The following is a 23,522-nucleotide window of genomic DNA, read 5'->3' as shown; positions in this document are numbered from 1 at the left end:
GGCAGGCACCCCTATCAAGCTGGGTGCCGGAATCATCGCGAGCTGAAGCTCCCTCCCACAACCTGAGCAAGCACCTTGCCTGAATCACCCTGTGGGAGGCCAATTGATTCACGCGAGTCTGCGTAGAACCTTTATTTTATGGAGCACGATTCGATTTTGTCGAATGAAGGGCGGAAAACGTTGCGCTTTTGCTTATTGGAAAGCGCCTTAGAATAGCGCCATCTCTTTAATCTTTGGCAAGGAATCTTACGATGGCAACTCGTACTCTGTTAGTCACGTCTTCCGTTCTGGGTGAAAACGGCCAGTCCAATGCGCTGGCGAACCATTTTCAGCAGCAGGTCGCTGCCCGTGGCGGCGTGGAGGTCAGCCACCGCGACGTGGTGGCCAATGCGCTGCCCCACCTGGACATCGAAGAGCTGGGCGCATGGCAAACCCCCGCTGACGAGCGCAGCGACGCCCAAAAAGCACTGGCGGCCCGCTCCGATGAGCTGCTGGCCGAGCTGCGTTCCCACGACGTGCTGGTGCTGGCGGTGCCGATGTACAACCTGGGAATTCCTTCGCAGTTGAAAGCGTGGTTCGACCGCGTGCTGCGCGCTGGTGAAACGTTCCGCTATACTGAAACTGGCCCGCAGGGGCTGCTGGAAGGTAAGCGCGCCATCATCCTGGCGGCCCGGGGTGGCCAATACGCTGGCACCGAGTTCGATAGCCAGACCCCGCACCTGAAAACCATGCTGGGCCTGATGGGCATCAGCGATGTGGACGTGGTGTTCGCGGAAGGCCTCAACATGGGTGACGCCCAGCGTGATAGCGCACTGAAAGAAGCCTTCCAGGCCATTAATCAACTGGTGGATGGCCTGTAAGCCACTTCACCTTGGAGTTCACGCATTCGAGGTAGCCATGCCGCGTCCCGAGCTGTTGGAGCAGATCTATACCATCGTCGATCAGATCCCGGCGGGGCGGGTGACCACTTATGGGCGCGTGGCCAGCATGACCGAAGGGGCCTCGCCGCGCATGGTGGGGTCTGCCATGCGACACTTGCCCGAGGGGCACCAGGTGCCCTGGCACCGCGTGATTGCGGCATCGCTGACGTTGGCCGACCATGGCGGCGCGGCGCGCCAGCACCAGAAGTTGCGTGACGAGGGCGTGGTGTTCGATGCCAAGGGCAGGGTGCCTGCCCATCTGGTATGGCCGGATTAGCACAGCCGTTTCTTATCCAGCCATCACGGCAGCCGAAGGCTTACTCTTCCCGTAGGGCTTACTCTTCCCGTTTGGCGCCGGACTTCAGCGACCAGTCCCGCCAGCGCAGGTCGAAGAGATCCTTGCGGCGGTCCTTGAGGTTGGTCACCGAGCCCTCTGCACGCACTACGGTCAGGCGGGTCAAGTCCAGGTCCGAGAAGATGATCATCTCGGTGTTGGGCGTGGTTTCGGCCAGCACCGCGTCATGGGGGAAGGCAAAGTCGGAGGGGGTGAATACCGCCGACTGGGCATACTGGATATCCAGGTTCTCGATGGACGGCAGGTTGCCGACGCTTCCGCAGATGACCACGTAGCACTCGTTTTCGATGGCCCGCGCCTGAGCGCAGTGGCGCACACGCAGGTAGCCATTTTTGGTGTCGACCCAGAACGGCACGAACAGAATGTCCATGTCCTGGTCGGCCAGCAGGCGGCCCAGCTCCGGGAATTCCACGTCGTAGCAGATCAGGATGCCGACACGGCCTGCATCGGTATCGAACACCTGCAGATCGTCGCCGCCTTCGATCACCCAGTCGCGCCGCTCCTGTGGGGTGATATGCAGCTTCGACTGTTTCTCCACCTCGCCGTCCCGATGGAACAGGTAAGCCACGTTATAAAGACGGTCGTCCTCGCCCACCTCGATCATCGAACCGCCGACGATATTGATGTTGTAGGACACCGCCATCCGCGACAGCTCGCTCTTGAAACGGTCGGTGAAGCCCGCCAAAAAGCGGATGGCAGCGGTCTGGTCTTTCTGCGCGGCGCGATCCTGCAGGCCCATCAGCGGCGTGGTGAACAGCTCCGGGAAAACGGCAAAATCACTTTGGTAATCCGAGAGCGCATCGACGAAATACTCGATCTGCTGAAGCGCTGCTTCCACCGAGGCAAACTCACGCATTTGCCACTGCACTGCGCCCACTCGAACCTGCGTCGGGCGGGTATCCAGCACGCTGTCGGCGGGTTCGAAGAGGATGTTGTTCCACTCCAGCAGCGTGGCGTAGCCACGCGACTGCTCGTCTTCCGGCAGGTATTTGCGCAGCAGGCGCTTGACCTGAAAGTCGTTGGCCAACTGGAAGGAGAGGATCGGGTCGTAGATCTCCTTGCGAGAGACCTTGTCAATGTACTGGGCCGGGGTCAGCTCGCCTGCATGCTGGTGATACTCGGGAATGCGCCCGCCGGCCAGGATGGCGCGCAGGTTGTGGGAGCGGCACAGCTCCTTGCGCGCTTCGTACAAGCGGCGGCCCAGGCGGTAGCCACGGTAGTCGGGGTGGATCAGGACATCCAGCCCGTACATGGCGTCGCCGTCGGGGTTGTTGAGAATGATTTCCCGGTGGCCGATCAGGTCGTCGTACTTGTGCGGGTTGGAGAACTCGTCGTAATCCACTTGTACCGTCAAGGCCACGCCCACCAGCACGCCGTCGTCTTCGATGGCAATCTGGCCGTCAGGAAACTCCTGGATCAGCTTGGCAATGGTGTGCTCGGGCCAGGCGCCACCAATATCATGATACACCGCGTCCATCAGCGACTTAAGCTGCTCGTAATCGTCGCTACTCAGGTTACGCAGATTAAGGTGCAGTTCTTCCAGGGACATAGGTCAGGGGTTCCCATTCAGCGAATGAAGTTAGCCTATTGTATCATTGCTGGGCGCTGCTCGTTTTACTGGCCGCCACGCGGCTGACCAGGGGGCGGGTCAAGGTCTGCGCCATGATCACGCCTGCCAGGATCAGCAGCCCGCCAATGAAGTGGAAGCCCGCTACCCGCTCACCCAAAAACGCCATGGCAATCAGGGCGCTGAACAAGGGCATCAGGTTGATGAAAATACTCGACTGGTTGGCCCCGATCTGACGGACGGCCCGCATCCATAGGAAGGTAGTGATCACCGAGGCCGGAATGCCTGCGTAGAGAATCAGCCAGACGTTGCTGCTATCCACTGGGGTCATGGGGCCCATCAGGTACGCGGGCAGCAGGAACAGCACGGCAAAACAGACCTGGGCGTAAAGCATCACCCAGGGCGGAAGGTTCATGGCCCAGCGTTTCAGCATAACGCCATACAGCGCATAGCAGGTGGCTGCCACCACCATCAGCGCGTCGCCCTGGGCCACCTGCAGTTGCAGCAACGACAGCGGGTTGCCACGCCCCAGCAGTACCGTCACGCCAATGAAGGCCAGCACGCCGCCTGCCACGCCGCCCATCGTGGGGGGCTCACGCAGAATCAGCGCGCTGAGCAGTACCGTCAGCAGGGGCACCATGGCCGCCAGAATGCCCATGTTGGTGGCGGTGGTGGTTTCGGCTGCCACGTAGGCAAGCCCCTGCCACAGGCCCATGCCCAGCAGCCCAAGCAGCGCCAGCTTCAGCCAGTTGCGGCGAATCTCGTCGCGGTGACGCAATACCGCAGGCAGCACGAAAGGGGTCATGACCGCCAGCGCCAGCAGCCAGCGTAAAAAGGCGATACTGCTGGGCGCAATCGCGCCGACCGTCAACTGGTTGATGGTCATGTTCCCCGACCAGATCAGCACGGTGGCCAGTGGGGGCAAGAAGTAGATCAATGGCATAGCGCATTCCCTGAAGACAATCCCTTGGAGGATGTTTACAAATGTCACGAGCGACGGTCAGGCAAGGCGAAATCAGCCGAAAAAGCGGAGTTTACAGAGTGTAAATGAGCATTTTGAGGCTGATTTCAACGCCGCATGGCCTAGCGCAGTAGTTTGTAAGCATCCTCTTATCGTTAGTCGGTTAATGTGACCTTCTTTTCCATGATGAGCAAGGGGGCAACGGCGGTAAAAGGCTGTACGCCGAAGGAACTATGTCATACGCTTGTTTGAATATGAGAGGCTTGTCGTTCTAACAACTCCAAAGGAGCGCCGTGATGCACGCTTATCCGCACCTTTTTCGCCCGTTGACCGTGGGCCACCTGACGCTGCCCAACCGGGTGCTGATGGGCTCCATGCATACCAACCTGGAAGAGGCCCCCAACGGCTTTGCACGTTTGGCGGCGTTCTATGCCGAGCGGGCGCGGGCGGGGGTCAGCCTGATCGTCACTGGCGGCATTGCGCCGAATGCCGAGGGTGCGGTGTTCCAGGGGGCACATGCGCTCACCGAAGCCAGCCAGCTCGAAGAGCACCGCCAGGTGGTAGATGCCGTTCACCAGGCGGGCGGACATCTGTGCATGCAGATTCTGCACGCCGGTCGCTACGCTTACTCCCCTGAGCTGGTGGCGCCTTCGGCGTTGCAGGCACCCATCAATCCGTTCGTGCCCCGTGCGCTGACCAGCGACGAGGTCGAGCAGCAAATTGCCGACTACGTGCGCTGTGCCACGCTGGCCCAGCAGGCGGGCTACGATGGGGTCGAAGTGATGGGCTCCGAGGGGTACCTGATCAATCAGTTCATTTGTCGCCGCACCAACCACCGGGACGATGAGTGGGGCGGTGACTTCGCAGGGCGTATACGCTTTGCGGTGGAGATCGTCAGACGCGTTCGTGAAGCCGTGGGCAACCGCTTCCTGATCATCTTCCGGCTGTCGATGATCGACCTGGTGGAGGAGGGCAGCACCTGGGAAGAGGTCGTGCAGCTTGGCCAGGCCATCGAAGCGGCGGGCGCCAACCTGATCAATACCGGCATTGGCTGGCACGAAGCGCGGGTGCCCACCATCGTCACCAGCGTGCCTCGGGCAGCCTTCAGCGAGGTGACCAAACGGATTCGCAGCGCGCTGTCGATCCCGCTGATCACCACCAACCGCATCAATATGCCCGACGTGGCCGAGCGCCTGCTGGCGTCAGGGCACGCGGACATGGTCTCCATGGCGCGGCCTTTCCTGGCAGACCCTGAATGGGTGCAGAAAGCCGAGCTCGGCAAGGCCGAAGAGATCAATACCTGTATCGCCTGTAATCAGGCGTGCCTCGACCATACCTTCATGGGCAAGCTGACCTCTTGCCTGGTCAATCCGCGTGCATGCCACGAAACCGAGCTGCCTTTGGTGGCTGCCGAGTCTCCCAAACGGGTGGCCGTGGTCGGCGGCGGGCCTGCCGGGCTTGCCACCGCCGTGGAAGCCGCCCGCCGAGGTCATCGGGTGGTGCTGTTCGAACGGCGCAGCGAGCTGGGCGGGCAGTTCAACTTTGCGCGCAAGATTCCGGGCAAGGAAGAGTTCAACGAAACGCTGCGTTACTTCCGCGTCATGCTCGACAAGCACGGCGTGGAGGTGCGCTTGAATACCGACGCCACGCTGGAGGCGCTGGCTGCCTTCGACGACGTGGTGCTGGCGACCGGCGTGACGCCCCGTGGGCTGACCCTGCCCGGCGCCGACCATCCCAGCGTGTTGAGTTACGCCGAAGCCATTGCGCAGCCCGAGCGAGTGGGCCGCCGGGTGGCCGTGATTGGTGCCGGAGGCATCGGCTTCGATGTATCGGAACTGCTGGCGCATCATGGCCACCCGGCCCTGGATCTGCAGTCCTGGTGTGAAGAGTGGGGCGTGGACCTCACGGTGAGTGAGCCAGGCGGGCTGAAAGCTCCCACACCGCCCGCTTCACCACGCAGTATCGTGATGTTGCAACGCAAAAGCTCCAAGCCCGGTAAAAACCTGGGCAAGACGTCTGGCTGGGTGCATCGCGCGTCGCTCAAGCAGCGCGGGGTGCGTACCCTGACTGGCTGCGAGTACCTGAAAATCGACGATGCCGGGCTGCATGTTCGTCAGGGTGAAGAGGCGCAGGTGCTGGCGGTGGACACCATCGTGGTGTGTGCGGGTCAGGAGTCGGTGCGGGACCTGCTGACGCCCCTGGAGCAGGCGGGCAAACGCGTGCATGTGATTGGTGGCGCAGACGAAGCGGCCGAGCTGGATGCCAAGCGGGCGATTGACCAGGGCACCCGTCTGGCTGCCACGCTGTAGCCATATTGAGCGCGTGACGTTGACGTTGAAATGGCGATAGACTGAAGGTCAACCCTAACGACTAAGCCCTGTTAGGGAATTAAGGCGCAGGTGGCACCCGGCCTGCGCTGCACGACCGCCAGAGAAAAAGGATAATCGTCATGCCCTCGGAGTGTACCCCACGATTTTTAGCCAGTGACAACACCTCGGGTATTTGCCCGGAAGCGATGCAGTACCTGATGGAAGCCAATCAGGCCGATGACCTGGCCTACGGCAACGACCGCTGGACTGCCCGTGCCGCCGACCGCTTTCGTCAGATGTTCGACTACGATTGCGATGTGTTCTTCGTGTTCAACGGCACCGCTGCCAATTCACTGGCGCTTTCCGCGATGGGGCGCAGCTACCACAGCGTGATTTGTCATGAGTTGGCCCACATCGAAACCGATGAGTGTGGCGGCCCGGAGTTCTTCTCCAACGGGGCCAAGCTGCTCACCTCCCCGGGTGCCAATGGCAAGCTGACTCCCCAAGGGATCGAGGCGCTGGTCACCAAGCGCAGCGACATCCACTACCCCAAACCCAAGGTCGTGTCGCTGACCCAGGCCACCGAAGTGGGTACGGTCTACTCCCGTGAAGAGCTGTTGGCGATTCGCGCCATGGCCGACAAGCATGACCTGCGCCTGCACATGGATGGCGCGCGCTTTGCCAATGCCTGCGCCAGCCTGAAGGCGTCACCTGCCGAGCTGACCTGGCAGGTCGGGGTGGATGCGCTGTGCTTTTCGGGCACCAAGAACGGCCTGGCGTTTGGCGAAGCCATCCTGTTTTTCAATCGGGAACTGGCCGAGGATTTCTCCTACCGCTGCAAGCAGGCGGGCCAGCTCGCCTCCAAGATGCGCTATGTCTCGGCGCCCTGGCTGGGCCTGCTGGAAAGCGGCGCCTGGTTGACCAATGCCGAGCACGCCAACGCCATGGCCCGCTATCTGTCGGAAGGGTTGCAGGCGCTGCCTGGCGTCTCGCTGATGTTCCCCACCGAAGCCAACAGCGTTTTCGTTGAATTGCCTCCTCATGCCATCGAAGCGTTGAAAGCGCGCGGATGGACCTTCTATACCTTCATTGGTGCGGGCGGCGCACGCTTCGTGTGCGCCTGGAACACCACCATCGAACTACTGGACCAGCTACTGGCCGACGTCAAATCCGTGCTGGAGTAAGCCGCCAGCAAGGCCCGGTTGTGGTCGTCGCGCCGCCTGCTCAGGCGGCGCGTTGCGTTGTTGGAGAGGATTCTTGTCAGCCCGGTGTTTTCAACGCAACTATTTTGCCTCGCCTTTGCTCATAGCCATATAAGACGCGGATCGTTGCGCTGCGTTGAAGGTTTCGTCATCACATTTTGCTAATGCTGACTACGCTGATAGAGCGACACTTCGCACGGCAGGCGGCCTGGGGTTTGGGTCAGGCGATGGCTGCCGGGGATGGGCCACAGGAGAGTTCCATGAGCATCTTTGATCACGTTCAAGACCGTTTTGCCCGCGTTCAGCAAGAGGACATGAGCCTGGAGGAGTATCTGGCGCTATGCCGCCGTGATCCCAAGGTGTATGCCAGCGCCGCCGAGCGCATGCTGGAAGCCATAGGCGAGCCTGAGGTGATCGACACGGCGAAAGACCCGCGTCTGTCACGTATCTTTTCCAACAAGGTGATTCGCCGTTACCCCGCGTTTGCCGAATTTCACGGCATGGAAGAGGCCATCGAGCAGATCGTGGCCTACTTCCGTCACGCCGCCCAGGGCCTGGAAGAGCGCAAGCAGATTCTCTACCTGCTGGGGCCGGTGGGCGGCGGTAAATCGTCGCTGGCCGAGCGTTTGAAGCTGCTCATGGAGCGTATCCCGTTTTACGCCATCAAGGGCTCGCCGGTGTACGAATCCCCGCTGGGGCTGTTTTCACCGGAAGAGGACGGCAAGCTGCTGGAGCAGGAGTACGGTATTGCCAGCCGCTACTTGCGCAGCGTCATGTCACCCTGGGCCGCCAAGCGCTTGAAGGAGTACGGCGGGGATATCTCCCAATTCCGCGTGGTGCGGCTCTATCCGTCGCGCTTGAACCAGATCGCCATCTCCAAGACCGAACCCGGTGACGAGAACAACCAGGATATCTCCTCGCTGGTGGGCAAGGTGGATATCCGCCAGCTGGAGCTCTACTCCCAGGACGACCCGGATGCCTACAGCTTCTCGGGCGGGCTGTGCCGCGCCAACCAAGGCCTGATGGAGTTCGTGGAGATGTTCAAGGCACCCATCAAGGTGCTGCATCCGCTGCTGACCGCCACCCAGGAGGGGAACTACAACCCCACCGAAGGCATGGGCGCGATCCCCTTCGATGGCGTCATTCTGGCCCACTCCAACGAATCCGAATGGCAGGCCTTCCGCAACAACCGCAATAACGAGGCGTTCCTCGACCGTGTGTACATCGTCAAGGTGCCTTACTGCCTGCGCGTCTCCGAAGAGATCAAGATCTACCAGAAACTGCTGGAAGACTCGTCCCTGAACGCCGCGCCTTGCGCCCCGGATACGCTGCGCATGCTGGCCCAGTTCTCCGTGCTGTCCCGGCTGAAAGTGCCCGAAAACTCCAGTATCTACTCCAAGATGCGGGTCTATGACGGCGACAATCTCAAGGATACCGACCCCCGCGCCAAGTCCATCCAGGAGTACCGCGACGCGGCAGGCGTCGATGAAGGCATGCAGGGACTGTCTACCCGCTTTGCCTTCAAGATCCTCTCGCGGGTATTCAACTTCGACAGCCAGGAAGTGGCAGCCAACCCGGTCCATCTGCTGTACGTGCTGGAGCAGGCGCTTGAGCGGGAGCAGCTGCCATCGGAGGTGTTCGAGCGCTACCTGGGCTTCATCAAGGAGTTTCTGGCCCCGCGTTACGTGGATTTCATCGGCAAGGAGATCCAGACCGCGTACCTGGAGTCCTACAGCGAGTATGGTCAGAACATTTTCGACCGCTATGTGACCTATGCCGACTTCTGGATTCAGGATCAGGAGTACCGCGACCCCGAAACCGGCGAGCTGTTGAACCGCCAGTCGCTGAACGAAGAGCTGGAGAAGATCGAAAAACCGGCCGGGATCTCCAATCCCAAGGACTTCCGTCATGAAGTGGTCAACTTCGTGCTGCGGGCGCGGGCGCAGAACAACGGCATGAACCCTAGCTGGCAGTCCTACGAGAAGCTCAAGGGCGTCATCGAGCACAAGATGTTTGCCAATACCGAGGAGCTTTTGCCGGTCATCTCGTTCAACGCCAAGGCATCCAGGTCCGATCAGAAGAAACACGAGGATTTCGTGGCGCGCATGGTGGACCGCGGCTATACCGAAAAGCAGGTGCGGTTGCTTTCCGAGTGGTATCTGCGCGTTCGCAAGTCCCAGTAGCCAGCCGGTTACGGGGGTGAACCTCACGATGGGCGGGCGCGAATGTTCAGCGCTCCCGCCTGAGGCATCAAGGAGGTCGAATGACCTACTTCATTGATCGCAGACCTAACGCCAAGCACAAGAGCGCGGTCAATCGGCAGCGCTTTCTGGAGCGTTACCGCAAGCATATCAAGCGTTCGGTCGAGGAAGCCGTGAACCGTCGCTCCATCACCGACATGGAGCGCGGCGAGAAAATCTCGATTCCAACCAGGGATATCTCCGAGCCGGTGTTCCAGCACGGCAGCGGCGGCGCCCGCACCATCGTTTCCCCCGGCAACAAGGAGTTTCTGCAGGGGGACAAGATACGTCGCCCCGGTGGGCAGGGCGGCGGTGGTGGCGCGGGTGAAGGCGGGGCGTCCAATCAGGGGGAGGGCAACGACGAGTTTGCCTTCACCCTCAGCCGCGAGGAGTTCCTGGAATTCGTTTTCGACGGCCTGGAGCTGCCACACTTGCAGCGCAAGCCCTTGAAGTCGCTGGAGGAGGTCAAGATGGTGCGGGCGGGGCTGGCCCGTGACGGCGTACCTTCGCGCATCAGCATTACCCGCTCCATGCGCGAAGCCTACGCCCGCCGTATTGCCATGCGCGCGCCCATCAAGCGGGCCTTGAAAGAGGCTGAAGAGGCGCTGGCGGCGGAAGAGCGCAAGGACCCGGTGCTGCGCAACCCGGCCCGGGTGGCGGAGCTCAAGGCCGAGGTGGAGCGGCTGGAGAAGCGCATCGAGGCGATTCCGTTCATCGATACCTACGACCTGCGCTATCACCAGCTGGCCGCCCAGCCGCAGCCATCGAGCCAGGCGGTGATGTTTTGCGTGATGGACGTTTCCGGCTCGATGACCCAGAACCACAAGGATATCGCCAAGCGGTTTTTCCTGCTGCTCTACCTGTTTCTGGAGAAGCACTACGAAAAGGTCGAGCTGGTATTCGTGCGCCACCACACCGCCGCTCGGGAGGTCAACGAGGAGGAGTTCTTCTACTCCCGCGAAACCGGCGGAACCATCGTCTCCAGTGCGCTGACGCTGGTGAACAGGATCATCGAAAAGCGCTACCCGGCAGGCCAGTGGAATCTATACGTGGCCCAGGCCTCCGACGGCGACAACTGGGACGATGACTCCAATATCTGCCGCGACCTGCTGGTCAAGCAGCTGATGCCGCAGCTGCAGTATTACGCCTACGTGGAGATCACCCCCCACGATCATCAGTCGCTTTGGCATGAGTATGAAACCGTGGCTGCCCAGTTTCCCGAGCGTTTTGCCATGCGCCAGATCGTCGATGCCGGGGATATCTATCCCGTCTTCCGTGAGCTGTTCAAGCGCCGCCTGAGCCAGGAGCGCTAACGCGCGTTAAGGAGTGGGCCATGAGTGTTGACCGCAACCCCATTGCAACGGGTTCCGACTGGAACTTTGGTATTCTGGAGCGCTTTGACGAAGAGCTGGCGCGGCTGGCTGACGAGTATCGGCTGGATACCTACCCCAATCAGATAGAAGTGATCACCACCGAGCAGATGATGGATGCCTACGCCAGCGTGGGCATGCCGGTGGGCTATCACCACTGGTCGTTCGGCAAGCAGTTTCTGGCCGTGGAGCAGGCCTACAAGCGGGGCCAGATGGGGCTGGCCTACGAGTTGGTGATCAACTCCAACCCCTGTATCGCTTACCTGATGGAGGAGAACACGTTGATGATGCAGGTGCTGGTGATTGCCCACGCCTGCTACGGCCATAACTCTTTCTTCAAGGGCAACTACCTGTTTCGTACCTGGACCGATGCCGAGTCCATCGTCGATTATCTGGTATTTGCCCGCAAGTACATCGCCCAGTGCGAAGAGCGCCACGGTACTCACGCCGTGGAGCAGTTGCTGGACGCTTGCCACGCCCTGCAGAATTACGGGGTCGACCGTTACAAGCGGCCTTCTCCCATGTCGGCCGAGGAGGAGGCCAAGCGCCAGGAGGAGCGAGAGGCCTACCTGCAAACCCAGGTCAACATGCTCTGGCGCACCATTCCCGAGCCACCGACAGGTGCAGAGCCGCTACCCGGGGCGCTGCACAGCGACGATGACCCGTTAGGGCTGCACAGTGGCGGGCGCTACCCCTCGGAGCCCCAGGAGAACCTGCTCTACTTCATCGAGAAGAACGCGCCGCTGCTGGCCCCCTGGCAGCGGGAGATCGTGCGCATCGTGCGCAAGCTGGCGCAATACTTCTACCCTCAGCGGCAAACCCAGGTAATGAATGAGGGCTGGGCGTGCTTCTGGCACTACACCCTGATGAATCGGCTCTATGACGAGGGCAAGGTGGACGAGGGGCTGATGCTGGAGTTTCTGCAGTCCCACGCGGCGGTCATCAATCAGCCGGGGTTCGATAGCCCTCACTACAGCGGCCTGAACCCCTACGCGCTGGGCTTTGCGATGTTCATGGATATCAAGCGTATCTGCGAAGACCCCACTGCCGAAGATCGCGAATGGTTTCCGGACATTGCCGGCAGCCCCTGGCGAGCCACGCTGGAGTTCGCCATGCGTAACTTCAAGGACGAGTCGTTCATTCAGCAGTTTCTATCACCCAAGGTGATGCGTGACCTGAAGCTGTTCATGATCGTCGACGACGACCAGTCGGAAATGTTGGAAGTGGCGGCGATTCATGACGAACGGGGGTATCGGCGGGTGCGCGAAGCGCTATCGACCCAGTATGCGCTATCGGTACGCGAGCCCAACATTCAAGTGGTGGAGGCCGACATTCGGGGGGATCGTTCCCTGACACTGCATCACGTTCAGGACCATCGTCGTCCGCTGGCCAGAAGCGTGTATCCGGTGATTCGTCACCTTCAGCAGCTGTGGGGGTTTCCGGTGCACCTGGTGTCGCTGGACGAGGGGCGGGTGACTCGCCGCTACCAGTGGCCGATAGAAGAAGAGAACAAGGAGAGCCATCCCTGAAGACAGTGACCCCGCGGCGAGCGCGGGGTCCAGGGTATCAGCCTTGTGCGGTCCAGGACTGGCACCAGCCGTCCGGCTCGACACTGTTTTCCGGGAACAGCTGGCAACCTTCGGTGCCTTCCACGAAAAACATGCAGTTGGAGCACAGCTCACCCTCTTCGAAAGCCGGGTGGTCGCTGGCGTCGCTGGCATTTTCAACGTAGTTCAGTGCCTGGGCCGTCGGTGAGGACGGGTCCAGACGGGGCAGCTCCTGAGCAAAAGCAGTTTTCGACAGGATACCCGCACCAAACGGCAGGGCAGCAAGCCCCAGCACGCTGTTACGCATGAACTTACGACGGCTCTGATTAGCCATGGTGTCTCCTTATCGTCACGGTCTGACGGTGTGCTACGGTGATCGGGTGGTGGGCCACCTCTATAAAACTCCGACAGCGAAACGCTGCTGGAGATCTCTAGTACATGCTAGCGCAAGCGTAAAATTAGTGCGAATAACCTTATGAAAAGCGCGACAATTGACCACGCTGCCCAGCAAGGCTTGGCCCCGCCGGGCAGGCTGCTATACTCGCTGCGTCGTGCAGTATTCATCTTACCGCCACTCATTTGCGAGGACGCCATGCAAAGCGCAGTCATCCTGATCAATACCGAAAAAGGCCAGATCAAGGCCGTGGCCGAACGCCTGGCCGATGTGGAAGGTATCAGTGAGGTGTACTCCACCTGCGGCCGTTACGATCTGGTGGCCATTGCGCGCACCCGCGATTTCGAAAGCTTGGCCGAGCTGGTGACCGAGCGGTTGAATGCCGTGGAAGGCATCAGCGATACCGAGACGCTGAACGCCATGCAGGTTCACTCACGCCATGATCTGGAAACCATGTTTTCCGTTGGTTGGTAACGCCCCGGCTTTGCAAAGCCAATGAGACGAATGATGAAACGCCGCTGACAAGGCGTCTTGAAAGATAGCAGGGGAGTCCTCCGTTGGCTAAATCACTTTTGCGCTGGCGTCGTCAAGGGCGACGCCTGGGCATTGCCGTGCTGTTCGTGCTGGTCGGTACGGGCTTGTGGGAGTATCAGGGGCGCCAGCACCAGCAGGCTTATACCTGGATGGGCGTACCCACCTGGGAAACATTGCACCCTACCAGCCTGCACCGTGTACTGCGTAACGATGGCTTTTTAGTGGGGTGGTCGGATGTACGGGTGGGGGCCTTGTGGGTCAGCTACCAGATAGAGGCCGTGCCTGAGGATGTGCGTATTGGCCCCAGGCCCAATTTCCAGCCAGACTGGCGCATGCTGTGGCCGGTGAGTACCGATAGCTATTCCGGCAGTGGCTACGACAGAGGTCATCTGGCGCCCAACTACGCCATTGCTGCCGTGCATGGGCGCAGCGCGCAGGTGGACACGTTCTTGATGAGCAACATGCTGCCCCAGCGGCCGAATCTGAATCGCCAGCTCTGGCAGCGGCTCGAAGCCTCCGTCATGGATCACTTTGCGCCGCGTTTCGAGCGCTTGCAGGTGATTACCGGGCCGGTCTACCCCGAGCGCTTCATGGATAACGTCTTCAACCGCGTGGGCTGGGTGGAAATACCCGAAGCCTTTTACAAGATCATCGTGGCACCCCATGATGAGGCGCCCTTGGCGCTGGCCTTCATCATGCCCCAGGACGTGCAGGGCAATGAGCCGCTAAACGACTACCTGGTGACCATCGATGAGATCGAAGCCCGCACCGGGCTGAATTTTTTCCCGAATCTCTCACCCCAGCTTGAAGCCGTGCTGGAAGGCGAGCTTCGCACCCAGGGGTGGGCGCTGGAGGAGGTGTCTCGTCGCCCAGGCCGGTTCCAGTAGTACGATACGCTGCATGCTGGCAGGCCAAGGCGTTGCCCTGGCCTGCCGCTTGAGCGCAGACACGGCAATGCTCGAACGGCATGGGCTCGATATACATGAAATAGACAGGCAGAAGAGAAGGCAGACAGAAGAGAAATAGTGGGGAAGAAAAGATATCAGAGCAAAAGGGTATCAGAGAATAAAAGCATACAGATGAGAGTGCGCCAAAAGAGGGCGACTAATAAGGGACAACAAACAGATAGAAAAACATCAGAGGGGATAATACGAAAGCAAGAGCGATACGGGGGCATCAATGGTGCCCAGGAGAGGACTTGAACCTCCACGTCCGTACGGACACTAGCACCTGAAGCTAGCGCGTCTACCAATTCCGCCACCTGGGCGTATCGACTCTTTCACTGCGGTACTGCTTTCACAATACATTCGGCCATTACGTCAGTGTTCGCATGGTGCCCAGGAGAGGACTTGAACCTCCACGACCATACGGTCACTAGCACCTGAAGCTAGCGCGTCTACCAATTCCGCCACCTGGGCGAACACAAACGTACTGCTTTTCTTTCACTGCTTTACTTGCCGCCGCACCGTGCTGATTCATGAAAGGGGATAACATGAAACAGTTGGTGCCCAGAAGAGGACTTGAACCTCCACGACCATACGGTCACTAGCACCTGAAGCTAGCGCGTCTACCAATTCCGCCATCTGGGCAAGTGGCGCGTATAATACCGAGGCTGTGGCTAAATGCAAGCCCCTGGGTGATTTTTTTAATGTAAAAAACCGGGGTTTGCAGCGCCAAGTGGTTGGGTGATTGAACGGGCGGCGCTATACTGCGCCCATGACCAAACAAAACATGACTTATTTCAACTCATCGTTAGTTGAACACGACGCCCTTCGAGGCGCACATGCCTTTCGCCCGCAGTGCACGCTGCCCGCGCTTTTTGTTCGCCTCCCGCAACCGTTATCAAGGATGTTGATCGCATGAAGTACTGGACGTTGAGTGATGATCCGCACGCCGAGCGCGAGGCGAAGAATTACGATAACCCGGCTCCTAGCCGTGAATACCTGTTGGCTGCCCTGGAAAGCTATGGCAAGCCGATTACCCATGAAAACATGAGCCGCATGCTGGGCATCGAAGATGAAGACCATCTGGAAGCGGTGCGTCGGCGTATGGCGGCCATGGAGCGCGACGGCCAGGTGCTGCGCGACCGCCGAGGCGCCTATGCACTGATCGACAAGCTCGACCTGATCAAGGGCAAGGTGCTGGGCCATCGGGATGGGTTTGGCTTCGTGCTGCGTGATGACGGCAAGAAGCCGGACCTGCTGCTGCCGCCCCGTCAGATGCGTCGCGTCTTCCACGGAGACCATGTGCTGGTACGCGTCAGTGGGCGAGACCGTCGCGGTCGAGAGGAAGCCACGATTGCCGAAGTGATTGCCCGCAATACCGAGACCATGGTGGGCGTATACCGCAGCAATACGCCGGAATTCGGGATTCTCATTCCCGAAAACCCGCGGATTACCCAGGAAGTGATCATCCCGCACACCGTTAGTGGTGGTGCCAAGGATGGTCAGGTGATCTCTGCCAGGATCGTCCAGCAGCCCGCCACTCGGGTTCAGCCGGTGGGTGAAGTGATCGAAGTGTTGGGGGAGCGTATGGACCCCGGCATGGAGATCGATATCGCCATCCGCAGCTACGACATTCCTGCCGAGTTCCCGCCGGAGGTGCAGGACCAGATCAGCGAAATCTCCGCTGAAGTGCTGGAAGCCGACAAGCAGCACCGCGTCGATCTGCGCGACCTGCCGCTGGTGACCATCGACGACGAATCCGCCAAGGATTTCGACGATGCGGTGTGTGCCTGGAAGACCAAGTCCGGTAGCTGGAAGCTGGTCGTCGCGATTGCCGACGTTTCTCATTATGTGCGCCCTGGTACCGCGCTGGATGACGAAGCGCGCACCCGCGGCAACTCGGTCTACTTCCCGGGGCAAGTGGTGCCCATGCTGCCCGAGCTGCTTTCCAACGGTCTTTGTTCATTGAATCCGCACGTCGACCGGCTGGTGATGGTGTGCGAAATGAACATTTCCAGGACCGGTGCCATCAGCCGCTACTCCTTCTATGAAGCCGTGATGAATTCCCATGCCCGACTCACCTATAACAAGGTGGCGGCCATGCTGGACGGCGAGAGTGAAGAAGGGGAGGCGCTGCGTCGGGAGCACGCCGAGCTGGTCAAGCCGCTCAAGAACCTGCATGAGCTGTATGGCCTGCTGCGCGCTGCCCGGGAAGAGCGTGGGGCGATCGACTTCGATACCACGGAAACGGCGATCATCTTCAATGAAGAGCGCAAGATCGAGAAGATCGTGCCGCGCAGCCGTAACGATGCCCATAAGCTGATCGAGGAGTGCATGCTGGCCGCCAACGTGGCGACGGCGCGTTTCCTCGACAAGCACGACCTGCCAGCGCTGTATCGTATCCACGAGCGTCCAACGCCTGAGCGGCTCGACAAGCTGCGCCTGTTCCTGAGTGAGCTGGGGCTTTCGTTGGGTGGTGGCGACGAGCCGACGCCTCAGGATTATCAGGCGCTACGGGAAGCGATTGCCGGCCGCCCGGATGCTGACATCATCCAGACAGTGATGCTGCGCTCGATGAATCAGGCAGTCTATTCGCCGCAGAACGAGGGGCACTTCGGCCTTGCTTACCAGGCCTACGCTCACTTCACGTCGCCCATTCGTCGCTATCCTGACCTGCTGGTGCACCGTGCCATTCGCTCGGTGATTCGCGGGCCGCGCCAGACCGCTACCGTGGTGCGGGTAGAGGGCGCGCCGGTGGATCCGCCGAGCAAGTGGTGCCCTTATACCTTCGAGCAGATGCTGGAGCTAGGCGAGCACTGCTCCATGACCGAGCGGCGGGCCGACGAAGCCACCCGTGACGTGGAGAGCTGGCTCAAGTGCGAGTTCATGTCGGACAAGCTGGGTGAAACCTTTGAGGGCACCATCGCCTCGGTGACCCAGTTCGGGCTCTTCGTGCGTCTCGATGACTTCTTCGTGGAAGGGCTGGTGCACGTCACGTCGCTGCCTTCCGACTACTACCACTACGAAGCCGAGAAGCATCGTCTCAAGGGTGAGCGCACCGGCACCACCTATCGCCTGGGCGATGGCCTGACCGTGCAAGTGGCGCGGGTGGACATGGATGATCGCAAGATCGACTTCGGTCTTGCCGATGACAAGCCGCGCCCGCAGCGTCAGCCGCGCAAGCGTCGTAGTGACGGCTCGGGTGCAAAGGGCGCTGGGGCAAAGGCGGCAGCCGGTGAGCAGCCCGCCCGTCGCGGCCCGCGCCGTACGCGCAGTGGCTCACGTAAACCATCTCCGAAAAAGGGTTGAGCATGAAATCGGCGTCGTCTCGACGTGGCCCTCGCCCGGCTACGCGCACTTCTGTCCGTACGCCCGATGGGCTGGATCACGTCTATGGTGTGCATGCCCTGGAAAGCCTGCTGGCACGGGGCGAGTCGCCCAAGGAGCTGTGGGTGCAGCAGGGCGCAGGCCAGCGTTTGCAAACGCTGGTGGCCGATGCCCGAGCCAGTGGTGCGGCGGTCAAGGAGCAGTCGCGTGACGTGCTCGACCAGTTGACCCAAGGGGCGGCGCATCAGGGGGTGGTTGCCTTCTGTGCCCCCTTGATGGCAGAAGGAGAGGAGTCTTTGTGGCTCAAGCTCCGCGCCTGGCCGTCTGATACGCCCCCCTTGCTGCTGGTGCTGGATGGCGTCACCGACGTGCATAACTTTGGCGCGTGCCTGCGCAGTGCCGATGCCTCGGGTGCCCACGGGGTGATCGTGGCCAAGGACAAGGCGGCGCCGCTCAACGCCACGGTCAGAAAAGTCGCCTGTGGTGCCGCAGAGGTGGTGCCGGTCTATCAGGTCACCAACCTGGCGCGCACGCTGGCCAGGCTCAAGGAAGAGGGCGTGTGGATCACCGGCACCGCCGGTGAAGCACAGGCCAGTGTGTTCGATATCGACTTCACCGGCCCGACCGCGCTGGTGATGGGGGCCGAAGGCAAGGGGTTGCGCCGGTTGACGCGGGAAGCGTGCGATCATCTGGCCAAGCTGCCCATGGCGGGGCAGGTGTCCAGCCTGAATGTCTCGGTGGCTGCCGGAATCTGCCTGTTTGAAGCAGTGCGTCAGCGGCAGCTTGCAAGTTAGCCTCCGTCCCACTAGAATGCTTGCGCCCGTTTATACATAAGCGGGCGTTCGTATTGGTAACCCCACTACGACACTGGTTTTATCTGCTTGATGTTCTTTTCAGCCATGCGTGGCTTGCCAAGGGCATTTCAGTCAACTCCTTGCTTCCCAGTCGCTGTCAGAGCATATGCTTCGGCACACTCAGGAAGCTGCCAAACCGCAAGGAGATTCCATGCGTCATTATGAAATCGTGTTCATGGTCCACCCGGATCAGAGCGAGCAAGTACCGGCAATGGTCGAGCGCTACACCAGCATCGTCACCGAAAGCGGCGGTACCGTGCATCGTCTGGAAGATTGGGGCCGTCGCCACCTGGCTTACCCGATCAACAAGATCCACAAAGCCCACTACGTGCTGATGAACGTTGAGTGCACCGGCGAGACTCTCGAAGAAATCGAGAACATCTTCCGCTTCAACGACGCCATCATCCGCAGCCTGGTTGTGCGCTGCAAGGAAGCCGTTACCGAAGCTTCTCCGATGATGAAGCCGGCAGAAGAAAAGCGTCCGCGTCGCGAAGAAAAGCCGCGCGCTGAAGCTGAAGAAACTGCCTGATTCTATCCACTGCACGTTTTAAGGAGCTAGTCCATGGCACGTTTTTTCCGTCGCCGCAAGTTTTGCCGCTTCACTGCTGAAGGCGTCAAGCAGATCGACTACAAAGATCTCGACACGCTGAAGGCTTACATCACGGAAACCGGCAAGATCGTTCCGAGCCGTATCACCGGCACCAAAGCACGCTATCAGCGTCAGCTGGCGACCGCTATCAAGCGTTCACGCTACCTGGCACTGCTGCCCTACTCCGATAGCCACCAGTAAGCGTTTAACGTGATGCTGGCACTGGCAAGATGGCTGATGCGCGGAACGCCCTATGCCGTAGGCGGGGCGGCCCTGGCATCGCTGGTGCCCTGGCTGTTTTGGCTGGGCGCCGCCATTGCCGCACTGGTGACCTTGCGCAAGGGTTTTGCCCCTGCGCTGCCGGTCATCATCGCCGCTGCTCTGCCTGCCGGTTTCTGGTGGGCACAAGGTGACGTGATACCACTGGCCAGCGTTCTGCTGGTCACGCTGATGTCCGTCATCCTGCGCGAGCGGATGCGCTGGAGCGAAGCCTTGATCGTGGGCACATTGGCTGCCGCCGTCATGGTTCAGCTGGGCATCTTCAGCCCGCCGGGGGGCACCCAGCTCATGCTGGAGCAGCTGCGGGAGAGCTCTACCGAGATCGACCGTATGCTCACCGAGTTTGCCAACCAGGGCGTCGACACGACGGCCTTGGCTGCCATGGTCATCGGTGGTGTCACGGGGCTGGTCGTGCTGCTGGCCGCCATTATCTGTCTGGCGCTGGCCCGCAGTTGGCAAGCCGGGCTGTATAACCCCGGTGGCTTTCGCGAAGAGTTTCATGCGTTGCGCCTGAGCCCCCGTGAGCTTGTCGTTCTGGTGGTGCTGGGAGTGGCAGGCATGGCGCTTGGTGCGCAGGCGCTGGCGATGCTCTGCTGGGTTCCGCTGCTGATTGCCGGTATTGCGTTGGTGCATGGTTTTATTGGAATAAAGGGGATGAACGGGCTGTGGCTGGTGGCATTTTATGTGCTGCTGATCACGACCTGGCCCACGATTCTCATTGTGCTGCTGTTGGGGCTGATCGATACATTTGCGAACGTTCGCGCACGCCTTGCCCGCAGCAACTGACAAGAGGTTTACGAGATGGAAGTCATTCTGCTCGACAAGATTGGTAAGCTGGGCGGCCTGGGTGACAAGGTCACTGTCAAGCCTGGTTATGGTCGTAACTACCTGGTGCCTTACGGCTTAGCCGTACCGGCCACCAAGGACAACATCGAAGCGTTCGAAGCGCAGCGTGCCGAACTCGAAGCGCAAGCCGCTGAGCGTAAGGCAGAAGCCCAGGCGCGTGCCGAGCAACTCAACGACATCGAACTGTCGTTGGTGTCCAAGGCAGGCGACGAAGGCAAGCTGTTCGGCTCTATCGGTCCTCGTGACCTGGCCGACGCGATCTCCTCTGCTGGAATCGACGTCGCCAAGAGCGAAGTACGCATGCCGCAAGGCCCGATTCGTCAAACTGGCGAATACGACATCGACCTCCACCTGCATGCAGAAGTGGACGCCGTTGTACGCGTGGTCGTTGTCGCCGAGTAATCATACTCGCCAACGCTGACGCCTCAAAGGGCGCGGGTTCTCCCGCGCCCTTTGTCTTTTTAGACCCTTTGTCTTTTTAGACCCTTTGTCTTTTTAGGCCCTGTGGCTCTTTTGGCAAAGGGCGACACAGCAGGCTTATAAAGCCCTCACTTTACGCGGGGGCCAGTGGTGTTATCCGAGCCGCACGGCTAAGATAAGCGCCGTTGGCTATCGGGTAATTGTTAAGGAGCTCGCAATGCAGGACCAGCCTTCTGCTGATCAGGAAACGGCAGCGTTAAAACTGCCACCGCATTCATTGGAAGCGGAGCAGTCGGTGTTAGGCGGGCTCATGCTGGACAACCAGGCGTGGGACAACGTCTCCGAGCGTCTGGTGGCTGACGATTTTTACCGCTATGAACATCGGCTGGTGTTCAATGTGATGACGCATCTGGCCGAGTCGGGCCAGCCGCTGGACGTCGTGACCCTTTCCGAAGCGCTGGAAGCCCGCGACCAGCTGGATACGGTGGGCGGACTGAGTTTCCTGGCCGAGCTGGCGCGCAACACGCCTTCGGCCAGCAACATACGCGCCTATGCCGATATCGTCCGTGAGCGTGCCACGCTGCGTAAGCTCATCCGGGCGGCCAACCAGATTGCCGAAGGGGCTTTTTCGCCTCAGGGCAGGCCCGCCGACGAGCTGCTCAACGAGGCCGAGCGGCTGGTGTTCCAGATTGCCGAAGAGCGGCCCAAGACCGGTGGCCCCATTGGCATGAGTGACCTGCTCACCAAGGCCGTGGATCGAATCGATGAGCTGTTCAACCTGAAAGGGGAAATGACCGGCCTTTCCACCGGCTTCCGGGATCTGGATGAGATGACTTCGGGCCTGCAGCCTTCCGATCTGGTCATCATTGCCGGACGCCCCTCGATGGGCAAGACCACCTTCGCCATGAACCTGGTCGAGCATGCGGTCATTTCCAGCGACAAGCCGGTGATGGTGTTTTCCATGGAGATGCCCGCCGAATCGCTGATGCTGCGTGTGCTCTCGTCATTGGGGCGTATCGATCAGACCCGCGTGCGTTCGGGGCAGTTGGAAGACGAAGATTGGCCGCGGCTGACCTCGGCGGTGAACCTGCTGAAAGACAAGCAGCTGTTCATCGATGACACGGCGGCCCTGTCACCCAATGAGATGCGCTCACGGCTACGTCGGGTGGTGCGTGAGCACGGCAATATCGCCTTGATCATGATCGACTATCTGCAGCTGATGCAGATTCCTGGCTTTTCCGAAAACCGCACGGGCGAGATTTCGGAAATTTCGCGTTCGCTGAAAGGCCTGGCCAAGGAGTTCCAATGCCCGGTGGTGGCGCTTTCCCAGCTGAACCGCTCGCTGGAGCAGCGTCCCAACAAGCGTCCGGTCATGTCGGATTTGCGTGAGTGTGTCACGGGAGACACGCGGGTGATGCTGGCAACCGGAGAGCGGTTGCCGATTGGTGATCTGGTCGGGCAAACGCCGGACGTCATATCGCTGGGTGAAGATGGCAAGCTGCGCCGCTCGACGACGGATTTGGTGTGGTCAGTGGGCACCAAGCCAGTATTCGAGGTTTGTTTGGCTAGTGGGCGGCGTATACGTGCAACAGCCAGGCATCGATTGAAAGCGCTATGGGATTGGAAAACGGTGGCCGAGCTCAAGGTGGGGGATCGTATCGCCTTGGCCAGGCAGTTAGCGCAGCCTGAGCATCCGGTCGTGTGGGAGGAGCATGCGCTTATCCTGCTGGCCCATTTGCTGGGTGACGGCAGCTATGTCAAAGGGCAGCCGCTGCGCTATACCACCGCTAGTGAAGCGAATAGCGACGTTGTGAAGCGCTGCGCAGAGCAGTTTGGCTCGACGGTGACTCGCCATGCGGGACGCGGCAACTGGCATCAACTCGTCATTGCTGGCAATGGCAATCGCTGGCACGCCCAGGGAGTGGGCGCCTGGTTGAAATCGCTGGGTATCTTTGGGCAGCGCTCTGCAGAAAAATATATTCCAGGTGAAATTTTCAGACTGTCCAATCAGCAGCTCGCGCTGTTCATGCGTCATTTGTGGGCCACCGACGGCAGCATTACGACAGATAAAAATGGGCGCACACGCGTCTATTTTTCTACGGTTAGCCGTCGGCTTATCGATGATGTCAGTGCTCTGCTGCTACGTTTCGGTATTGTGACCCGAATCCGCCATGTCGTGTCAGGAGAGGGGAGTGGTTGGTATACCGCCGACGTGTCGGGAAGCGATCAACAGCAGCGCTTTGCACAGAAAATTGGGGCTTTTGGGCATCAGGTGGCGTCGTTAGCACCGCTGAAAGCGGCATCCGTCGTGGCGAACACCAATATCGATACCTTGCCCCAGGAGGTGTTCGAGCATGTCAAACAGGCCATGCTTGCTAAAGGCGTGAGTCACCGGAAAATGGCTGCAGTGCGTGGCACATCTTATGGTGGCTCGTCCCATTTTAGCTTTGCTCCTTCCCGGGAAACCCTTGGCAGCTATGCAGATGCGCTGGGCGATGTGGCTTTGACACAGATTGCCTCCAGCGATCTCTTTTGGGACCAAATCGTCGAGATACGCCCTTGCGGTGAAGAAGAGGTCTTCGATTTGACCGTCCCCGGTGACGCGTGCTGGCTAGCGGATGGCATCGTGAGCCATAACTCGGGAGCGATCGAGCAGGATGCAGACGTCATTGCCTTCGTGTATCGCGACGAAGTGTATAACCGCGATAACCCGGATAACCAGGGCCTGGCTGAGCTGATCATTGGTAAACAGCGTAATGGTCCCATCGGGACAGTACACATGGCCTTCATAGGCAAATACACGCGCTTCGAAGACCTGGCGCCGGATAGTTACGGTGAAGCCTTCGGCGATTGACTTGAGGCTG

General features: G+C 60.1%; 19 protein-coding genes and 3 tRNA genes. 16 read left to right on the top strand and 6 right to left on the bottom strand.

Features of this window, described 5'->3' with window-relative positions; genetic code table 11:
• The first annotated feature begins 251 nt into the window (after window positions 1-251).
• The gene (locus B7L72_RS01885; protein ID WP_081192252.1) at window positions 252-860 is read left to right on the top strand and encodes an FMN-dependent NADH-azoreductase; all 609 of its coding nucleotides are present in this window, start codon (window positions 252-254) and stop codon (window positions 858-860) included.
• A gap of 37 nt (window positions 861-897) precedes the next feature.
• Window positions 898-1,197, top strand: coding sequence for an MGMT family protein (locus B7L72_RS01880; RefSeq protein ID WP_081192250.1), 300 nt, complete (start codon window positions 898-900; stop codon window positions 1,195-1,197).
• Between the two features lie 58 nt (window positions 1,198-1,255).
• Here the strand turns inward: B7L72_RS01880 and B7L72_RS01875 are convergent, their stop codons facing one another.
• Together B7L72_RS01875 and B7L72_RS01870 are read right to left on the bottom strand one after the other, a co-directional pair.
• Window positions 1,256-2,824 (bottom strand): bifunctional GNAT family N-acetyltransferase/carbon-nitrogen hydrolase family protein, encoded by a 1,569-nt coding sequence (locus B7L72_RS01875; RefSeq protein ID WP_081192248.1) that lies wholly within the window; start codon window positions 2,822-2,824, stop codon window positions 1,256-1,258.
• A gap of 43 nt (window positions 2,825-2,867) precedes the next feature.
• Entirely contained in the window at window positions 2,868-3,785 is a 918-nt protein-coding gene (locus B7L72_RS01870; RefSeq protein ID WP_081192246.1) for a DMT family transporter, read from the bottom strand.
• A gap of 314 nt (window positions 3,786-4,099) precedes the next feature.
• Between B7L72_RS01870 and B7L72_RS01865 the strand changes: the two genes are divergently transcribed.
• The 5 genes from B7L72_RS01865 (at window position 4,100) to B7L72_RS01845 (ending at window position 12,453) form a co-directional block, all read left to right on the top strand.
• Window positions 4,100-6,112 (top strand): NADPH-dependent 2,4-dienoyl-CoA reductase, encoded by a 2,013-nt coding sequence (locus tag B7L72_RS01865; protein ID WP_081192244.1) that lies wholly within the window; start codon window positions 4,100-4,102, stop codon window positions 6,110-6,112.
• A gap of 140 nt (window positions 6,113-6,252) precedes the next feature.
• The gene (locus tag B7L72_RS01860; protein WP_081192242.1) at window positions 6,253-7,296 is read left to right on the top strand and encodes a threonine aldolase family protein; all 1,044 of its coding nucleotides are present in this window, start codon (window positions 6,253-6,255) and stop codon (window positions 7,294-7,296) included.
• 278 nt (window positions 7,297-7,574) lie between these two features.
• Complete coding sequence (locus B7L72_RS01855; protein WP_039181971.1) at window positions 7,575-9,497, top strand: PrkA family serine protein kinase; 1,923 nt, start codon at window positions 7,575-7,577, stop codon at window positions 9,495-9,497.
• 80 nt (window positions 9,498-9,577) lie between these two features.
• Entirely contained in the window at window positions 9,578-10,867 is a 1,290-nt protein-coding gene (locus B7L72_RS01850) for a YeaH/YhbH family protein (protein ID WP_081192240.1), read from the top strand.
• A gap of 20 nt (window positions 10,868-10,887) precedes the next feature.
• On the top strand, window positions 10,888-12,453 hold the full coding sequence (locus B7L72_RS01845; protein ID WP_081192238.1) for a SpoVR family protein: 1,566 nt from the start codon (window positions 10,888-10,890) through the stop codon (window positions 12,451-12,453).
• Between the two features lie 37 nt (window positions 12,454-12,490).
• Here the strand turns inward: B7L72_RS01845 and B7L72_RS01840 are convergent, their stop codons facing one another.
• A complete protein-coding gene (locus B7L72_RS01840) occupies window positions 12,491-12,805 on the bottom strand; it encodes a high-potential iron-sulfur protein (RefSeq protein ID WP_039181982.1) in 315 nt (104 codons plus the stop codon).
• A 258-nt stretch (window positions 12,806-13,063) separates the two neighbouring features.
• On the opposite strand from B7L72_RS01840, the gene B7L72_RS01835 reads away from it, so the two are divergent.
• Both B7L72_RS01835 and B7L72_RS01830 read left to right on the top strand, forming a co-directional pair.
• A complete protein-coding gene (locus tag B7L72_RS01835; RefSeq protein WP_026002022.1) occupies window positions 13,064-13,339 on the top strand; it encodes an Lrp/AsnC family transcriptional regulator in 276 nt (91 codons plus the stop codon).
• Window positions 13,340-13,422: 83 nt separating this feature from the next.
• The gene (locus B7L72_RS01830; protein ID WP_254893734.1) at window positions 13,423-14,286 is read left to right on the top strand and encodes a DNA/RNA non-specific endonuclease; all 864 of its coding nucleotides are present in this window, start codon (window positions 13,423-13,425) and stop codon (window positions 14,284-14,286) included.
• A gap of 293 nt (window positions 14,287-14,579) precedes the next feature.
• Here the strand turns inward: B7L72_RS01830 and B7L72_RS01825 are convergent.
• The 3 genes from B7L72_RS01825 to B7L72_RS01815 all read right to left on the bottom strand — a co-directional run bounded on the left by B7L72_RS01825 (window position 14,580) and on the right by B7L72_RS01815 (window position 14,988).
• Window positions 14,580-14,666: transfer RNA gene (locus B7L72_RS01825), tRNA-Leu, on the bottom strand.
• Window positions 14,667-14,730: 64 nt separating this feature from the next.
• Window positions 14,731-14,817, bottom strand: a tRNA-Leu gene (locus tag B7L72_RS01820).
• Between the two features lie 84 nt (window positions 14,818-14,901).
• Window positions 14,902-14,988, bottom strand: a tRNA-Leu gene (locus B7L72_RS01815).
• A 270-nt stretch (window positions 14,989-15,258) separates the two neighbouring features.
• Here B7L72_RS01815 and rnr point away from each other — a divergent pair.
• From rnr to B7L72_RS01780, 7 genes are all read left to right on the top strand, one after another.
• Window positions 15,259-17,652, top strand: a complete 2,394-nt coding sequence (gene rnr, locus B7L72_RS01810; RefSeq protein WP_081192234.1) for a ribonuclease R — start codon at window positions 15,259-15,261, stop codon at window positions 17,650-17,652.
• Between the two features lie 2 nt (window positions 17,653-17,654).
• Window positions 17,655-18,464, top strand: coding sequence for a 23S rRNA (guanosine(2251)-2'-O)-methyltransferase RlmB (gene rlmB / locus B7L72_RS01805; RefSeq protein ID WP_081192232.1), 810 nt, complete (start codon window positions 17,655-17,657; stop codon window positions 18,462-18,464).
• Between the two features lie 211 nt (window positions 18,465-18,675).
• Window positions 18,676-19,053: a 30S ribosomal protein S6 gene (gene rpsF, locus B7L72_RS01800; protein WP_016916554.1), complete on the top strand. Its 378-nt coding sequence runs from the start codon at window positions 18,676-18,678 to the stop codon at window positions 19,051-19,053.
• A 33-nt stretch (window positions 19,054-19,086) separates the two neighbouring features.
• A complete protein-coding gene (rpsR, locus tag B7L72_RS01795; RefSeq protein ID WP_009097135.1) occupies window positions 19,087-19,314 on the top strand; it encodes a 30S ribosomal protein S18 in 228 nt (75 codons plus the stop codon).
• Window positions 19,315-19,326: 12 nt separating this feature from the next.
• A complete protein-coding gene (locus tag B7L72_RS01790) occupies window positions 19,327-20,178 on the top strand; it encodes a hypothetical protein (RefSeq protein WP_081192230.1) in 852 nt (283 codons plus the stop codon).
• A gap of 15 nt (window positions 20,179-20,193) precedes the next feature.
• Window positions 20,194-20,640: a 50S ribosomal protein L9 gene (gene rplI, locus B7L72_RS01785; protein ID WP_016916556.1), complete on the top strand. Its 447-nt coding sequence runs from the start codon at window positions 20,194-20,196 to the stop codon at window positions 20,638-20,640.
• A 100-nt stretch (window positions 20,641-20,740) separates the two neighbouring features.
• A complete protein-coding gene (locus B7L72_RS01780; RefSeq protein ID WP_446718541.1) occupies window positions 20,741-23,512 on the top strand; it encodes a replicative DNA helicase in 2,772 nt (923 codons plus the stop codon).
• Window positions 23,513-23,522 lie beyond the last annotated feature (10 nt).

The organism is Halomonas sp. BC1, from assembly GCF_002078135.1.
GTDB lineage: Bacteria > Pseudomonadota > Gammaproteobacteria > Pseudomonadales > Halomonadaceae > Vreelandella > Vreelandella stevensii.
The sequence above is the reverse complement of the archived record's forward strand: the minus strand, read 5'-3'. Positions and strand labels throughout refer to the sequence as shown.

What these genes read in the sequence shown, in the direction of transcription:
- B7L72_RS01885 (WP_081192252.1), top strand. Translation starts at nt 252, where the DNA reads ATGGCAACTCGTACTCTGTTAGTCACGTCTTCCGTTCTGGGTGAAAAC.
- B7L72_RS01880 (WP_081192250.1), top strand. Translation starts at nt 898, where the DNA reads ATGCCGCGTCCCGAGCTGTTGGAGCAGATCTATACCATCGTCGATCAG.
- B7L72_RS01875 (WP_081192248.1), bottom strand. Translation starts at nt 2,824, where the DNA reads ATGTCCCTGGAAGAACTGCACCTTAATCTGCGTAACCTGAGTAGCGAC.
- B7L72_RS01870 (WP_081192246.1), bottom strand. Translation starts at nt 3,785, where the DNA reads ATGCCATTGATCTACTTCTTGCCCCCACTGGCCACCGTGCTGATCTGG.
- B7L72_RS01865 (WP_081192244.1), top strand. Translation starts at nt 4,100, where the DNA reads ATGCACGCTTATCCGCACCTTTTTCGCCCGTTGACCGTGGGCCACCTG.
- B7L72_RS01860 (WP_081192242.1), top strand. Translation starts at nt 6,253, where the DNA reads ATGCCCTCGGAGTGTACCCCACGATTTTTAGCCAGTGACAACACCTCG.
- B7L72_RS01855 (WP_039181971.1), top strand. Translation starts at nt 7,575, where the DNA reads ATGAGCATCTTTGATCACGTTCAAGACCGTTTTGCCCGCGTTCAGCAA.
- B7L72_RS01850 (WP_081192240.1), top strand. Translation starts at nt 9,578, where the DNA reads ATGACCTACTTCATTGATCGCAGACCTAACGCCAAGCACAAGAGCGCG.
- B7L72_RS01845 (WP_081192238.1), top strand. Translation starts at nt 10,888, where the DNA reads ATGAGTGTTGACCGCAACCCCATTGCAACGGGTTCCGACTGGAACTTT.
- B7L72_RS01840 (WP_039181982.1), bottom strand. Translation starts at nt 12,805, where the DNA reads ATGGCTAATCAGAGCCGTCGTAAGTTCATGCGTAACAGCGTGCTGGGG.
- B7L72_RS01835 (WP_026002022.1), top strand. Translation starts at nt 13,064, where the DNA reads ATGCAAAGCGCAGTCATCCTGATCAATACCGAAAAAGGCCAGATCAAG.
- rnr (WP_081192234.1), top strand. Translation starts at nt 15,259, where the DNA reads ATGAAGTACTGGACGTTGAGTGATGATCCGCACGCCGAGCGCGAGGCG.
- rlmB (WP_081192232.1), top strand. Translation starts at nt 17,655, where the DNA reads ATGAAATCGGCGTCGTCTCGACGTGGCCCTCGCCCGGCTACGCGCACT.
- rpsF (WP_016916554.1), top strand. Translation starts at nt 18,676, where the DNA reads ATGCGTCATTATGAAATCGTGTTCATGGTCCACCCGGATCAGAGCGAG.
- rpsR (WP_009097135.1), top strand. Translation starts at nt 19,087, where the DNA reads ATGGCACGTTTTTTCCGTCGCCGCAAGTTTTGCCGCTTCACTGCTGAA.
- B7L72_RS01790 (WP_081192230.1), top strand. Translation starts at nt 19,327, where the DNA reads ATGCTGGCACTGGCAAGATGGCTGATGCGCGGAACGCCCTATGCCGTA.
- rplI (WP_016916556.1), top strand. Translation starts at nt 20,194, where the DNA reads ATGGAAGTCATTCTGCTCGACAAGATTGGTAAGCTGGGCGGCCTGGGT.